Here is a 14,763-nt window from a genome sequence, read left to right as displayed (position 1 = left end):
CATCCACGCAAATGTGGGTGTCGTCGGGGTGGATCAGCTCTCGCCATTCGTTGAGTGTGAGCTTGCCGTCATGCTCTGCCGGCAGGCCCATGACCACCCGTCCGAACTCCGACAGATCCACCAGCTGCTGGCGCAGATCGAGGCGCCAGGTACCCTGACGTGCGCTTTCCAGCGCGCGGGCAAGGCGCTCCTCGCTTGCGGCAAGGTTCTCTTCCAGCGCCTTGCGGGCGGAGATATCCAGCACGATGCCGGCACAGTCTGCCCGGCGGCTTTCCGGTCCGAGGCGGCTGCCGCGTGCTTCCACCCACATATATGTCCCGGTTCGCCGGTCAAAGATGCGGTATTCTGCGACCCGGCTTTCGCCCGGTGCGCTCTTCATTATGCCGCCAATAGACCGGTCAAGGCTGACCACGTCTTCGGGATGGACAATGTCACGCCAGCGCGAAACCGGAATCCATTCCGAAGTATCGCTGTCCAGCCCCATCAGATCGCGTATCTCGCCACGCGGCAGGAAGTATCCCGACTTGTAGTCGACCTCCCAGGCACCTAGCGTCGCAGCCGAGACCGCATGCGAGAGCAGGCGTTCGCTATCGATCAGACGGCGCTCGTTTTCCTTGCGCCGGGTCGCTTCGGCGAAGACACCCGAAGCCCGTAATGGCTCACCTGTATTGGACTGTGCGCTCACACCGCCGCGCAGGCTCAGCCAGATCCAGTGGCCGCCCTCGGTGCGGACGCGGAACTCCACCTGGCTGTCTGCAAACTGCATGGCGGCCATGGCATCGCGGACACGCGCCTGATCGGCCTTGCGGATGCGTTCCTTGAACGCCTGCCGGGTCATGGTCGCCTGATCCTCCCGCAGGCCGAGAGCGGCGAGAACGGGGCCGGACAAGGTGATTTCGTGGCGGGTGAAGTCATAGCTCCACGCGCTCAGTCCCGCCCGGTCGAGGACGCTGGCGATGTCACTGCCGGGAAGTTCGGCAATGTCCTCACGGCGCGCGGTTATGGCCTGCCAGTAGCCAAAAGCCTTCAGCGAACGGCGTTCGCCGTCCATTGCGGGCTCCAGACTGCCCCAGGAACGGTGCCATACCCAGTGACCGTTCTGGGTACGCATGCGGAATGTCTCGTCATATTCGCCGCCAAACTGCAGCCCCATGAAGGCGGCATAGACACGCTCGGCATCATCCAGGTGCAGCCGGTGGCGCAGCACCTCCTCCGTCATCTCCACACTGCCGCCACCCAGCCCCAGCGAGTTTGTCACCGGGCCTTCCATACGGCCTTTCAGCGTTTCGAAGTCGAATGTCCAGCTGCTCAGGTCCAGCCGGTCCACGAGCAATCGTGTCCTGGCCTGCGAAGCCTGGGCTTCGGCAGACGCTTTCCCATCCGTTCCGGCCTCATGGACGAGGCCGGTGATACGCAAGGGATTGCCAGCCTCGCCCCGTTCAACCACCCGCACATCGTGGCGCATGGGTGCCCAGCTGCCATCGCGGTTGCGCATGCGGCAGGGAAAGCTGACCACCGTGTCTGCGCTGGCCGGATGGCCCCAGAGAACGCCGCGGGCGCGGGCCAGGTCTTCCGCGTGAAACAGGCCCAGCCAGCGTGAAAGTCGGATCGGCTGGTCTGCGGCCCCGGGTCCGGCAAAGCGTTCCAGCAGTCCCGAGACAACCACCTCACGCTTGACGAAATCTGCGCTGTAGGCGCCTGCGCTATGTTCCTCGAACGCCATGGCGACACGCTGGCGGGCTGCGCGCAACTGAAGTTCGCGCTGCGAGGTGTCGATGGCCGGCTCGATCAGGACGAGGCGAACTCCGGGCTGGGTGCGGCGGACATGCAGGCGCGCGGTTCGCGGTTCACCGTCCCTTCCGCGCAGAAGCGCCATTTCCACCAGCTCGTCCTCGCTGGACGTGCGCCCGCGCTTCCACTTGGCGGTCAGTGCGTCAAGCGGATCGCAGTAGAGCTGGATCAGAGCGGTGCCGGGCTTGAGGCTGGCGGGAAAATCGCTGCGGAAACGCGCATTGGTTGCGATGATGCGCCCGTCATCATCAAGGAGCACGCAGGCACCCGGCAACGCGTCGAACGCGTGTTCGAAAACTGGCGCACTGATCATCTGATCCCTTGTGCAGCGGTGCTCTGCGGAACCCGAATCAGTCCCGTCTGCGCATAGTAATGGAAGGAATATTAAGCAGGGGCTATCGTCCGCGCCCATCGTGAGACCCAAGGCCCCGCTGGCCCAGCAGAATGAATAAGTGAGGACGGATTGACCGACGCCTCTGCGCCGATCCTTGAAGTTCGTGGCCTGAACGTGCGCTTCGACACGCCTGACGGCGAAGTCCATGCCGTGCGTGGTATCGATCTTGAGATAAATGCCGGCGAATGCCTCGCTGTTGTGGGCGAGTCCGGTTCGGGCAAGAGCCAGACCTTCCTTGCTGCAATGGGGCTTCTGGCCTCCAACGGCAAGGCGGAAGGCTCCATCCTCTATCGCGGCAAGGAAATCCTCGGGCTGGGCCCGAGGCGGCTCAATTCCGTGCGCGGCAAGTCGATGACGATGATCTTCCAGGATCCGCTGACCTCTCTGACGCCGCACATGCGTGTCGGCGACCAGATGAAGGAGGTGCTCGCTGCCCATCTGCGTCTGCGTGGCGAGGCAGCCGAAAAGCGCTGCGTGGAATGGCTCGACCGGGTACGCATTCCGGAAGCCGCGCGCCGCCTGCGCCAGTATCCGCATGAATTGTCAGGCGGCATGCGCCAGCGCGTGATGATCGCGATGTCGATGTTGTGCGAGCCAGCCCTTCTGATTGCCGACGAGCCAACCACGGCGCTAGACGTGACGGTGCAGGCTCAGGTGCTCGACATCATGGACGAGCTGAAAGCCGAGACCGGCGCCGCAATCGCCCTCATCACCCACGATATGGGCGTTGTCGCACGCATGGCCGACCGGGTGCAGGTGATGCAGCACGGCGCCTATGTCGAAACCGGCGGGGTCGATCAGGTGTTCGCCGAGCCGGCCCACCCCTATACCCGCATGTTGCTCGACGCGATGCCGCGCCTCGACCGTCCGGACCGGGCCAATGGCTCGATGGCCAAGACGCGCGAGCCGGTAGAGGGCGAAAGCCCGGTGCTCGAGGTGGATGATCTGAAGGTCTGGTTCCCGGTGCGCACCGGAACGGGCCTGTTTCCCAAGACCACGCCGCTCAAGGCCGTCGACGGGATCAGCTTCAACCTCTTCCCCGGCGAGACCATCGGAGTGGTAGGCGAGTCGGGCTGTGGCAAGTCCACGCTGGCGCGCGCGATCCTGCGCCTGGTCGATTCCACTGACGGTGCGGTGAGCTGGATCGGGACGAATCTTCTGGATAAGAGTGCGCGTGCCATGCGCGAGGCGCGCAAGGACATGCAGATCGTTTTCCAGGATCCGCTTGCCTCTCTTAATCCGCGCATGACGATCGGTGCCTCCATTGCCGAGCCGCTCATCACCTTCCGCCCCGGCATCAAGGCCAGGGAGCGTGAGGAGCAGGTGCGCGCGATGATGGCACGCGTCGATCTCGATCCGGCCATGATCAATCGCTACCCGCACGAGCTGTCAGGCGGTCAGAACCAGCGCGTCGGCATTGCCCGCGCGATGATACTCGGCCCCAAGCTGGTCATTTGCGACGAAGCCGTCTCGGCGCTGGACGTGTCGATCCAGGCGCAGATCATCAAGCTGCTCTCCGATTTGCAGCGCGATCTGGGGCTTTCCATGCTGTTCATCTCGCACGACCTTTCGGTGGTGCGCGAGGTGTCGCACCGGGTGATGGTTCTCTATCTGGGCCGGATGGTAGAGTTCGCCTCGCGCGACGCGATCTACGAGGATGCCCGCCATCCCTACACCAAGGCGCTGATTTCGGCGGTCCCGATCCCCGATCCGCAAATCGAGCGCCAGCGTGAGCGCATCAAGCTTTCCGGTGACCTTCCCAGCCCGCTCGACAGCAAGGCGCAGCTGCGCTTCCTCAAATCCCGCCTGGTCGAGGATGCCGAGGAGCAATACCGGCCCAAGCTGATCGAGGTTGCCCCCGGTCACTGGGTGGCCGAGCACGATCCGGTCTGAGGCATCTGAGCGTTCGCTGCGCGGGCTTGCCCGGTAACGAAACTTCTGGAGCGCCCCCGCGTTACTGCATCGCCATGCGAATGTGACGCCTTTTTCATTTGAAGCGGCGTCAGCGTGCCTTAGTTTGGCCCTAATGATGAACGCGGCAATGACCCGGGGGAAATCCATGAAAATCGTCCATACAGGCAAAAGCCTGCTCGTCAGCCTTGTGCTGCTCTCACTGGCAGCGTGCGGCAATGATCCGGCACCGGCCGAACCGGAAGCGCCGGCCGAGGCGGCTGCGCCGAGTATCGAGACGGAGTTTGCACACCTGTCGAGCGGCATTCCGGCCGATCCGGGCATGCGCTTTGGCGAGTTCGAGAACGGCATGCGCTACGTGATCATGCCGAACTCTACTCCCAGCGGGACGGCGTCGCTGCGCCTGGTCTTCAACATGGGTTCGCTGGCAGAAGCCGAGCATCAGCGCGGCCTCGCCCACTTCATCGAGCACATGGCCTTCAACGGCACCACCAACGTGCCCGAAGGCGAGATGATCCCGCTTCTGGAGCGCTATGGCCTCGCCTTCGGTCCGGACACGAATGCTTTTACCGGCCAGGAGCTCGTCGGCTACCAGCTCGATCTGCCGTCGGTCGAGGAGCAGATCCTCAAGACCGGCCTTTTCCTGATGCGCGAGACCGCCTCGGAAATGGTGATGGACGCCGAGGCGATTGATGCCGAGCGCGGTGTCATCCGCGGCGAGATGCGTTTCCGCGATACGCCCATCCAGCGCTTCCTGATGAGCTATTACGGCTTCCTCTACCCCGACACCATCGTGCCCGAGCGCAGCCCGATCGGCACGCTGGACGTCATCAACAACGCCCCGCGCGAAGCCTTTGTCGAGTATTACGAGGACTTCTACGTCCCGCAGCGCGCCCTTCTGGTCGTAACGGGCGATGTCGATGCAGACGCGGTCGAGGCGATGATCCGTGACGGCTTCGAGATCGAGCTGCCGGGCCTCGAGGTCAGCTCGGTTGAAGGCTTTGCCAGCTGGGAAGCGCCCGCCGACGCGCCTGCCGATCCCGATATCGGGTCGGTTACTGCGCTCGATGCCCCGCGCTTTGGCTATTTCCACGATCCGGAAGTCTTCACCCTGATCACTTACGACGTCGTGGTGCCTGGTGCGCCTCAGGCTGACAGTGCGCAGGCGCGTCTGGAATCGACCCTGCGCCAGCTTGGCAATGGCATCGTCCAGCGCCGCCTGCAATCCCAGATCAATTCGGGACTGTCTCCGCTGGTTCAGGCCAACCTTTCCTATTCCAACGATTTTGATCTGGCGCACCGGGCCGGCGTTTTCGCCGTTTCTTCGCCAGAGCGCTGGCGCGAAGGCCTTTCGGTCATCGAACAGGAAATCCGCCGCGCCATGGAATATGGCTTCAGCCAGGCCGAGCTCGACGAGCAGCTGGCGAATCTGCGCACCAATGTGCGCAATGCCGTGAACGGGGCTGGCACGCGCCGCACGCCGCAACTGGCGGACGGTATCTGGCAGGGCTGGCTGAACGGCTCGACCCTCAACCATCCGAGCTGGCAGGCCGAATGGCTGGAATCGATCGAGGGCGAGCTGACGCTTGAAAATGTCGAGGCGGCTTTCCGTGGCATCTGGGCGGCAGCGCCGGTTCAGATCTATGTCGGCGTCAACGAGGAAATCGAGAACGGTGAGGCGGCTGTGCAGGAGGCGTGGGAAGCCTCGCGCGGTGCTCCTGTTGATCCGCTGGATGAAACCGGTGCGACCGAGTTCGCCTATTCCGACTTCGGTCCGGCCGGCGAAGTGGTCTCGCGTGAACATGTCGAGGATCTCGATTTCCACCAGATCGTGTTCGCCAACGGTGTTCGCCTGAACGTCAAGCCGACCGAATTTGAAGACAACATCATCCGCATCCGGGCCGAGTTCGGGGCCGGTGACCTGACCCCGCAGCCGACCCCGGCCGCCGGCACCATTCTGGGCGCCGTGTTTGGCGGTGGCGGCCTTGAAGCCCATGACCGCGACGAGCTGCAACGCCTGTTTGCGGGCCGTTCGGTGGGCTACGGGCTGGGTGTCGGTGCCGACAGCTTCCAGTTCAGCTCGGCGACCACGCCGGAGGATTTCGAGCTGCAGATGCAGGTTCTGACGGCCTTCATGGTAGCACCGGGCTGGCGTGAGGACGGGCTGAACCAGTTCCGCTCGATCGCCGAAGAGGTCCGCCGCGGCCAGAATGCGCAAGCCGTCCAGGTGGCCGTGAACCGGGTCAGCCGCATGCTGCGCAGCGGAGACGAACGCTGGGGCTTCCCGCTTCGTGAGGAAATCGCGGCTTTCACCATGGACCATGCCCGCGCCATGGTGGGCGAGGCGCTGGAAAGCGCTCCGCTGGAAGTGACCATTGTCGGTGATGTCACGGTCGATGAAGCGATTGCGGTCACCGCCAGCACGTTCGGCGCCCTGCCGGAGCGTGCCGAGGAATGGCCCACCTATGACGATGCCCGCCAGCTGACCTTCCCCGAAGGCCGCGAGGATCCGGCGGTGGTCAATTTCAACGGTCAGCCTGATAGCGGCATGGCCAATATCTACTGGCCCGTTGGCGACGCGTTCGATGCCCGCCGTTCGCGTGCCCTCGACCTGATGGCGGAAATCTACAGCCTGAAGGCTACCGAGCGCTTCCGCGAGCAGGAAGGCGCGACCTACTCGCCCATCGTCTCCAGCCAGGCGTCCATCATCTTCCCCGATTACGGCTTCCTTTGGGTCGGGCTGGATGTGGACCGGTCTGAAGTGGACCGCATGTACGAAATTGCTGACGAGCTGGCCGCTGCGATGGCTTCCGGCGATATCAGCGAGGACGAGCTGCAACGTGCCCGCCAGCCCGTGCTGGAACGGCTCAGCCAGAGCATGGAAAGCAACGCCATGTGGCTTGGTCAGCTCAGCCGTTCGCAGACCTATCCGGAGCGTCTGGACCGTCTGCGCACGGCGCAAGAGGACTATAACGCGGTAACCGTGGAGGAGATCACGGCACTTGCGGCGGAATACCTCCAGCCCGAGCGCGCCTATCGCGTCTCCATCCTGCCTCAGGATGGCGCACCGGCTACCGAATAGGGCAGAATTGACATGGCGGCCCGGCACCTTTGAGAGGCGCCGGGCCGCAACGTTTCGAGGGAGTGAGAATGATGAAGAAACTGGTCTTTGGTGCGATGGCCGCTCTTGCCGTTGCCATGCCCGCTGGCGCCCAGGATGCGCCTGAACGCGTGACGGTCGGCAATCTGGTGATGGAGAACATCCCGGAAATTCCAGGCGAGGTGCGTGCACGCCTGCGCCAGTACCAGAATGTGCGCGGCGCGGGTTTTTCCGATTTTGCGCCCGATGGCGGCATCTACATCACCACCCGTTTCGGTGAGACCAACCAGATCCACTATGTTAGCCAGCCCATGGGCGCGCGCCGCCAGATCACCTTCTACGACGAACGCACCAGCGGCGCGAGCGTCCGCCCGGACGGGTCAGGCCAGTTTCTCTTCACCCGCGATGTCGGCGGTGACGAGTTCTTCCAGGGCTTCCTTTATGACCCCGAGCAGGCGCGCTCGGTCCAGTTCACGACCGACCAGATCCGCAATCAGGGCTTTTCGTGGTCACGTGACGGCCAGATGATCGCATGGGCAGCTGCCGGCTGGGGTGATGCAGACTACACCGTCTACATGGCCGATCCGGCTGATCCCACAAGCGCCCAGGAAATCCTGCAAGGTGAAGGCGCGATGAGCCCGGTCGACTGGTCTCCGGACGGTTCGCGCCTGCTCATTGGCCGCTATTTCTCGATCAACGAGGCACGCCTCTACGTGCTCGATATCGCCGAAGGAACGCTGACCCAGATCAATCCCGACGAGACCAACGCCTATGGCGCGGCCACCTTCTCGGCTTCGGGCGACAGCATTTTCGTGGTCACTGACGAAGGTTCCGAGTTCCGCCGGATCATGGAAATCCCGGTCGAGGGCGGCGAGAAGCGTGTTGTGGCCGAGCATGACTGGGACGTTCAGTCCATGGCCCTCTCGCCGGACGGCTCGGCGATCGCCTACACCACCAATGAGGGCGGCATCTCGGAAATCTACATCATCAATGCCGCAACCGGGGAGCGCCTGCCTGCGCCGGACCTGCCGGTCGGCCTGATCGGCGGCATCCGGTTCAGCCCGGATGGTGCCCGGATAGGCTTTACCCACAGCTCTGCGGCTTCGCCGGGTGATGCGTGGACCTATGAGCTGGCTTCGGGTGATCTTGTGCGCTGGACGGAATCGGAAGTCGGCGGTCTCGATACCAGCCGTTTCAGCCCGCCCGAGCTCATCAGCTATGAGAGCTTTGACGGTCTCGAGGTGCCGGCCTTCGTGCACCGTCCGGAAGGTGACGGGCCGCACCCGGTGATCATCTCCATCCATGGCGGGCCGGAAAGCCAGGCGCGTCCGGGCTTCAGCTCGACCTACCAGTACTGGGTCAGCGAGCTGGGCGCGGCTGTGGTCGTGCCGAACGTGCGCGGCTCGGCCGGTTACGGCAACGAGTACGTCAATCTGGACAATGTGCGCCTGCGTGAGGACTCCGTGCGCGACATTGGTGCCCTGCTGGACTGGATCGCAGAGCAGCCCGACCTCGATGCGGAGCGTGTCGTGGTCTATGGCGGTTCCTATGGCGGCTACATGGTGCTTGCCTCGATGGTGCACTATTCGGACCGTCTGGCCGGCGGCATCAACATTGTCGGCATTTCCAACTTCGTGACCTTCCTGGAAAATACGGCCGGTTACCGTCAGGATTTGCGCCGCGCCGAATATGGCGATGAGCGTGATCCGGAAGTGCGCGAGTTCCTCGAGAGCATTTCGCCCGCCAACCATGCACACCGCATCACGGCGCCGCTCTTCATCATCCAGGGTGCCAACGACCCGCGTGTGCCGCTTTCGGAGGCCGAGCAAATCCTCGCCGCCGTTCGCGAGGCAGGTGGTGATCCGTGGTATCTTGTGGCGATGGACGAAGGCCATGGCTTTGCCAAGCAGTCCAATCGTGACTTCCAGCGCGAGGCCGAGACGCTCTTCCTCCAGGATGTACTGGGTCTCGACTGATGCGCTGGCTCGTCCTTGCCTGCCTCCTCGTGACGGCGCCAACCGCGCTGGCACAGGAGGCGCCTGCGCCGGAGCGGGCCGTCACGGCCAGCGTTGAGCTGGACATGCCTGTTTCTGAGGCCTGGCAGCTCTGGACGACCAATGAGGGCATTGCGAGCTTCTTTGCTCCGGCAGCCAATATCGAGCTTCGCCCGCAAGGGCCGTTCGAGATCTTCATCCTGCCCGATGCCGAACCGGGCCAACGTGGCTCGGAAGGCACGATCATCCTGGGCTATCAGGACGAGCGGATGCTGTCGGTCAGCTGGGCCCTGCCGCCCTACATGACCGAGGTGCGCCCTCACCACACGCACCTGCTCTTGCGCTTCGAACCGCTGGGCGAGGACCGCTCCCGCGTGACCCTGACCCATTCGGGTTGGGGCGAGGGCGCGGCCTGGGATGCGGCCTTTAGCTATTTCGATGGAATCTGGCCGCGCGTTCTGGCGGGAATGCAGGCTGTTCAGCCTGACGGGGCGGGTGACTGATCGGATGCATCTGGTATGAAGAAGGCAAGGCCGGTTTTCCGGCACCTTTGTCTTTCCTGGAGAGATACCATGCGCATCCGTCTTGCCCTGACCACTTCGCTTGCCGCAGCCCTGCTGGCTGCCTGCGGAGACACGACTCCCGCTGACGAGGCGGCATCTGAAACGGCTGGCACCGAGACAGCCGCCCCTGAATCGGCAGAGCCGTCCCAGCCTGTGAGCGAGCCCGCCGAAGCGGAAGAGGAGCTGGTTTTGTCGCCGCTTGAGCCGGAAGAGACCGTCGAAGCCTTCCGTGCCCGCGTCGAGGGCATGAGCGAGGCCGATCAGGCGGCAGCGGTGTTTGCCCGTGAGCTGCGCATGGCGCGCGGCTGCGAGCCGGGTAACGCGCCCTTGCATCGCTTCATTGCGCGCGAGCGCGGAGCCGAAGAGTCCAGCGCCGATTACAATGCGGCAATCGCCGCCGAATTCCTGCGCAATAATGTCACCCAGCCGTGCGTGTACACCACGCCATCCGGCCTGCAATACCGCATCGAGCGGGCGGCTGGCCCGGACAATCCATCGCCGGTTACCGGCGAAATGGTGCGGGTTCACTATGCGGGCATGCTTCTCGACGGTACCGAGTTTGACAGCTCCTATGTGCGCGGCGAGGCGGCTGTGTTCCCGTCTGACCGCCTGATTGCGGGATGGGTCGAGGCCCTGCCGCTGATGCGCGTGGGCGAGAAGTGGACGCTCTATATCGCGCCGGAACTGGCTTACGGCTCGCGCGGCACGCCCGGCGGCCCGATCCCGCCGAACGCGGCGCTGGTCTTCCAGCTAGAACTGCTTGGACTGCCGGATCGCCCATGAGCCGTACGCAAGACGCCATAGGCCTGCTCGACCGCCTGATCGCGTTCGACACCACGTCGCGCAATTCCAACCTCGCCCTCATTGACTGGGTGGAGGATTATCTTGCGCGGCACGGCGCGAAGGTTGAGCGCGTTCCAAGTCCGGACGGGCTGAAGTCCAACTTGCATGCCTGGGTCGGGCCGGCGGTCGATGGCGGTGTTGTCCTTTCCGGGCATACCGATGTGGTGCCCGTGGACGGTCAGGACTGGTCCACGGACCCGTTCGTCCTGACCGAGAAAGATGGCCGGCTTTACGGGCGCGGCACCTGCGACATGAAGGGGTTCGTGGCCTGTGCGCTGGCCGCGCTGCCCGATCTGGCAGCAGCGCCCTTGAAGCGCCCCGTCCATTTTGCGTTCTCCTATGATGAGGAGGTGGGCTGCCAGGGCGCGCCCTCGATGATCCGCGCCATAGCCGCCGGCCACCCCAGACCTTCCGCCGTACTGGTAGGCGAGCCGACGGGCATGAAGGTGGTGACGGGCCATAAGGGCCTCTATTCGGTCCGCGTCGAGATCACCGGCCGGGAGGCGCATTCCAGCCTGGTCAATTCGGGGGCCTGTGCGGTCACCCATGCGGTGATCCTGATGGAAGCCCTGCGCAAGGAAGGCGAAGCCCTGCGCGCGGCTGCGCCGGAGGACAGCCCGTTCGATCCACCTTTCGGCACGCTGACGATTGGCCGGATGGGCGGTGGCTCGGCCATGAACATTCTTGCCAAGGACGCCTGGTTCGAGGCGCTGATGCGCCCGGCGCCCTGGGATGACGGTCCCGGTGTGGGCAGGCGCCTGCGCGAACTTGCCGCCGAGGTGGAGGCGCAGATGCGCAAGACCGCGCCGGAAGCCTCCATCCGCATAACCGAAGTGTCCAACGTGCCACCCTTGCGCCCGGAAGCGGAGGGCGAGGCAGAAGGCATTGCGCGGGCTCTCACTGGGGACAATGCGCCGCGCGTTGTCTCCTACGGAACCGAGGGCGGCCAGTTTCAGGATGGCGGCATGTCGGCCGTGATCTGTGGCCCCGGCCATATCGATCAGGCTCACCAGCCAGACGAGTTTGTCGACATCAGCCAGCTCGATGCCTGCATGGGCTTCCTGAAGAAGCTGGAACAAAGGCTCTGCGCCTAGCGCAGTTCGACAATAGTCTCACCGTCCTCGAAGGCCGTCCTAATCTGCGGCCAGACCTGCGCGATACGTGCGATCAGTGCAATCGTCGCCATATTGCCGACCCGGACCCAGAGTACTCTGACAGCCGGTTCATACCTAAGAGACAGGTTCAGGAAATCGGCATCCTTGGTGATCACAATACGTCCTTCACACACGGCCTGCTCGCACAGTTTCGTGTCTGACGCGCGTTCAAGCCCAAGATCGAGAGCATGCACGGCATCTGTGCGCTGATCGGAAAGCCAGCGGGCTAGCGCCGGTGGCAGATGTACATCAACGAGGAAGGCGAGGCCCGTCACTCTGCAGCAATGATACGGTGCCCGGCGAGCCTTGACGCATAGGCCAAGGCGGCGCGGATATCGTCCCGCTCCAGATAGGGATAGTCAGTCAGAACCGCTTCCTCCGTCATGCCGGATGCCAGCAGATCAAGGATATCGCCTACCCGCATGCGCAACCCCCGTACGCACGGTTGCCCGCCCATGACAGTGGGGTCGATGGTGATGCGGTCAATGAGGTTTCCGGTCATTCGCGCAGCCTTTCGCACCAAGGTACTCTACACGCTGGCGAGGTGCACCGCAAAGCATCGCTGCTGGCATATGGACGCGGGCGGGCTAAGCGTCTAAACCCCCTCGCGCAAGCGGGTGCGGCGATCATTTGCCGGATGGCCCACCCCGTCAGGTTTCTTTTTCGAGCGGATTACTTGAGGAGCGCTGTCAATGGCACTTCGCGTGGCGATTAACGGGTTTGGCCGGATCGGCCGGCTGGCTTTGCGGGCGGTTCTCGAACACAAGCGCTGGCACGAGGTCGAGGTCGTTGCGATCAATGACAGCGCCACGCCGGAAGTGAACGCCCACCTTCTCACCTACGATAGCGTGCATGGCCGCTATCCTGGCGAGATCAAGCTGTTCGATGACGGGTTTGATGCCGGTTTCGGCAAGATCACGAAGGTCTCAAACCGCGATCCGTCGCAACTGCCGTGGAAAGATCTCGGCATCGACATTGTTCTGGAATGCACCGGCAAGTTCAACGACAAGGCCAGCGCGTCTGCCCACCTGGATTCCGGCGCGAGGCGCGTCCTGTGCTCGGCTCCGGCCAAGAATGCCGACAAGACCATCGTCTATGGCGTCAACCATGCCAGCCTGACGGCCGATGATGTGATCGTCTCGAACGCCTCGTGCACGACCAACGGGCTCGCCCCGGTCGCCAAGGTGCTCAATGACGCTATTGGCATCGTGCACGGCCACATGACGACGATCCACGCCTATACCGGCGATCAGCCGACGCTGGACCGCAATCACAAGGATCTGCACCGCGCCCGCGCGGCCGCCATGTCGATGGTGCCGACCACCACCGGCGCGGCCAAGGCCGTCGGCGAAGTTCTGCCCGAGCTGAAAGGCCGTCTTGATGGATCGGCCATCCGCGTGCCGACCCCGAATGTCTCGGTGATCGATCTTGTCTTCACGCCCGGGCGTGAAACCAGTATCGAGGAAATCAACGCTGCCATCCGCGCGGCGGCTGACGGACCGATGAAGGGCGTGCTGGGCTATGACAGCCTGCCGCTCGTCTCCATCGACTATAATCACGATCCGCGCTCGTCGATCGTGGCCATCGACAAGACGAATGTCATCGGCGCCAAACTCGCCCGGGTCATGACCTGGTATGACAATGAATGGGGCTTTGCCTGCCGCATGATCGATACGGCGGTGGCGATGGGCCGGCTGCTTCAGGACTGAACGAAACCATGAGCGAAGGCATGATCGCCCGCCTCGAGGAGGCGAATGTTGCCGGCAAGCGCGTGCTGGTGCGCGTGGACTTCAACGTCCCGATGGCCGACGGCAAGGTCAGCGACGATACCCGCCTGCAATCTGCCGTGCCAACCATTGAATGGCTGACCGGGCAGGGCGCGCGGGTCATCCTGCTGGCCCATTTCGGACGCCCGAAGGGAAAGCCGGATTCCAGCCAGAGCCTGAAGCCTGTGGTGGCGCCCCTGTCAGAGCTTCTCGGCCAGCCGGTCGCCTTTGCCAATGATTGCGTAGGCAAATCTGCCGAAAAGGCTGTTGCGGATCTGAAGGATGGCGGCGTCCTGCTTCTGGAAAACACCCGCTTCCATGCCGGCGAGGAAGCCAATGATCCCGAATTTGCGGGTCAGCTGGCCGCCAATGGCGATCTCTACGTCAATGATGCCTTCTCGGCCGCGCACCGGGCCCATGCCTCCACCGAAGGCGTGGCGCGCCTGCTCCCCGCTTATGCGGGTCTCGCCCTGCAACGCGAGCTCGATCATGTGACCGCGGCGCTGGAAAACCCCGAGCGTCCGCTGCTGGCCATTGTCGGCGGGGCGAAGGTCTCCACCAAGATCGACCTCCTGATGAACCTTGTGACCAAGGTGAACGCGCTGTCCGTCGGCGGGGCGATGGCCAACACCTTCCTTGCCGCGAAGGGCGTGGACGTGGGCAAGAGCCTGCACGAAGCCGATCTTCTGGGCACGGCGCGCGAGATCATGGCCGCCGCCGAAAAGTCGGGCTGCGAGCTCATCCTGCCGCAGGACGCGGTTGTTGCGCGCGAACTCAAGGCCAAGGCGGCGCGCCGCGTGGCAGGTCTCGATGAGATTGCCCGCGACGAGATGATCCTTGATTGCGGACCGGAAACGATTGATGCGCTGGCCGACTCCATCGAGCATGCCAAGACGCTGGTCTGGAACGGGCCGCTGGGAGCCTTCGAAATGGTGCCGTTTGATACCGGCACGGTCGAGGCGGCGCGCTTTGCGGCCCAGCGGGTAAGCGAACGCAAGCTGGTTGCGGTTGCAGGCGGCGGCGATACCGTTGCAGCCCTCAACCATGCCAGCGTGACCGAGGATTTCAGCTTTGTCTCGACGGCAGGGGGCGCGTTCCTGGAATGGCTGGAAGGCAAGCCGCTTCCAGGCATCGAGGCGCTTCGTGGCAAGGCCGATGAGACAGCAGACAATGAAACGGCGGAGCCTGATACATCCGCCGCCGGCAGCGAACAGTAGGAACGGGGGAGTTTGAGCATGGATATCGAC

10 protein-coding genes and 1 pseudogene are annotated in these 14,763 nt (G+C 63.8%); 8 read left to right on the top strand and 3 right to left on the bottom strand.

Going from position 1 to position 14,763, the window contains the following annotated elements; genetic code table 11:
- The coding region (locus tag ACTS2Z_RS01095) for a PAS domain-containing protein (protein WP_442571389.1) at positions 1-2,104 on the bottom strand (2,104 nt) is incomplete at its 3' end.
- A 150-nt stretch (positions 2,105-2,254) separates the two neighbouring features.
- Here ACTS2Z_RS01095 and ACTS2Z_RS01090 point away from each other — a divergent pair.
- The 6 genes from ACTS2Z_RS01090 to argE all read left to right on the top strand — a co-directional run bounded on the left by ACTS2Z_RS01090 (position 2,255) and on the right by argE (position 11,690).
- Positions 2,255-4,078: an ABC transporter ATP-binding protein gene (locus tag ACTS2Z_RS01090; RefSeq protein ID WP_442571388.1), complete on the top strand. Its 1,824-nt coding sequence runs from the start codon at positions 2,255-2,257 to the stop codon at positions 4,076-4,078.
- 166 nt (positions 4,079-4,244) lie between these two features.
- The gene (locus tag ACTS2Z_RS01085; protein ID WP_442571387.1) at positions 4,245-7,178 is read left to right on the top strand and encodes a M16 family metallopeptidase; all 2,934 of its coding nucleotides are present in this window, start codon (positions 4,245-4,247) and stop codon (positions 7,176-7,178) included.
- Between the two features lie 68 nt (positions 7,179-7,246).
- Positions 7,247-9,172, top strand: coding sequence for a S9 family peptidase (locus ACTS2Z_RS01080; RefSeq protein WP_442571386.1), 1,926 nt, complete (start codon positions 7,247-7,249; stop codon positions 9,170-9,172).
- On the top strand, positions 9,172-9,693 hold the full coding sequence (locus tag ACTS2Z_RS01075; RefSeq protein WP_442571385.1) for an SRPBCC family protein: 522 nt from the start codon (positions 9,172-9,174) through the stop codon (positions 9,691-9,693). The genes ACTS2Z_RS01080 and ACTS2Z_RS01075 overlap by 1 nt, the downstream gene beginning before the upstream one ends.
- Before the next feature lie 69 nt (positions 9,694-9,762).
- Complete coding sequence (locus ACTS2Z_RS01070) at positions 9,763-10,536, top strand: FKBP-type peptidyl-prolyl cis-trans isomerase (protein ID WP_442571384.1); 774 nt, start codon at positions 9,763-9,765, stop codon at positions 10,534-10,536.
- Entirely contained in the window at positions 10,533-11,690 is a 1,158-nt protein-coding gene (argE, locus tag ACTS2Z_RS01065; RefSeq protein ID WP_442571383.1) for an acetylornithine deacetylase, read from the top strand. The genes ACTS2Z_RS01070 and argE overlap by 4 nt, the downstream gene beginning before the upstream one ends.
- On the opposite strand, the gene ACTS2Z_RS01060 is transcribed toward argE, so the two are convergent.
- Positions 11,687-12,025 carry a DUF5615 family PIN-like protein gene (locus ACTS2Z_RS01060; protein ID WP_442571382.1) on the bottom strand — a complete coding sequence of 113 codons (339 nt, stop codon included), beginning with the start codon at positions 12,023-12,025 and terminating at the stop codon, positions 11,687-11,689. The genes argE and ACTS2Z_RS01060 overlap by 4 nt on opposite strands.
- Positions 12,022-12,252, bottom strand: a complete 231-nt coding sequence (locus ACTS2Z_RS01055; RefSeq protein WP_442571381.1) for a DUF433 domain-containing protein — start codon at positions 12,250-12,252, stop codon at positions 12,022-12,024. The genes ACTS2Z_RS01060 and ACTS2Z_RS01055 overlap by 4 nt, the downstream gene beginning before the upstream one ends.
- Positions 12,253-12,442: 190 nt before the next feature.
- Here ACTS2Z_RS01055 and gap point away from each other — a divergent pair, with 190 nt between their 5' ends.
- Together gap and ACTS2Z_RS01045 are read left to right on the top strand one after the other, a co-directional pair.
- Positions 12,443-13,459, top strand: a complete 1,017-nt coding sequence (gene gap / locus ACTS2Z_RS01050; RefSeq protein ID WP_442571380.1) for a type I glyceraldehyde-3-phosphate dehydrogenase — start codon at positions 12,443-12,445, stop codon at positions 13,457-13,459.
- A gap of 20 nt (positions 13,460-13,479) precedes the next feature.
- Positions 13,480-14,667: pseudogene (locus ACTS2Z_RS01045) on the top strand (phosphoglycerate kinase); the annotation flags it as partial.
- Between the last annotated feature and the right edge of the window lie 96 nt (positions 14,668-14,763).

The organism is Glycocaulis sp. (assembly GCF_052168375.1).
Taxonomy (GTDB): Bacteria; Pseudomonadota; Alphaproteobacteria; order Caulobacterales; family Maricaulaceae; genus Glycocaulis.
Note: the sequence above shows the minus strand (reverse complement) of the source record. Positions and strands in the feature narration are given on the sequence as shown.

Bases quoted from the DNA above. Each gene is read 5' to 3' on its own strand.
- ACTS2Z_RS01085 (WP_442571387.1), top strand. From the start codon at position 4,245: ATGAAAATCGTCCATACAGGCAAAAGCCTGCTCGTCAGCCTTGTGCTG.
- ACTS2Z_RS01080 (WP_442571386.1), top strand. From the start codon at position 7,247: ATGATGAAGAAACTGGTCTTTGGTGCGATGGCCGCTCTTGCCGTTGCC.
- ACTS2Z_RS01075 (WP_442571385.1), top strand. From the start codon at position 9,172: ATGCGCTGGCTCGTCCTTGCCTGCCTCCTCGTGACGGCGCCAACCGCG.
- ACTS2Z_RS01070 (WP_442571384.1), top strand. From the start codon at position 9,763: ATGCGCATCCGTCTTGCCCTGACCACTTCGCTTGCCGCAGCCCTGCTG.
- argE (WP_442571383.1), top strand. From the start codon at position 10,533: ATGAGCCGTACGCAAGACGCCATAGGCCTGCTCGACCGCCTGATCGCG.
- ACTS2Z_RS01055 (WP_442571381.1), bottom strand. From the start codon at position 12,252: ATGACCGGAAACCTCATTGACCGCATCACCATCGACCCCACTGTCATG.
- gap (WP_442571380.1), top strand. From the start codon at position 12,443: ATGGCACTTCGCGTGGCGATTAACGGGTTTGGCCGGATCGGCCGGCTG.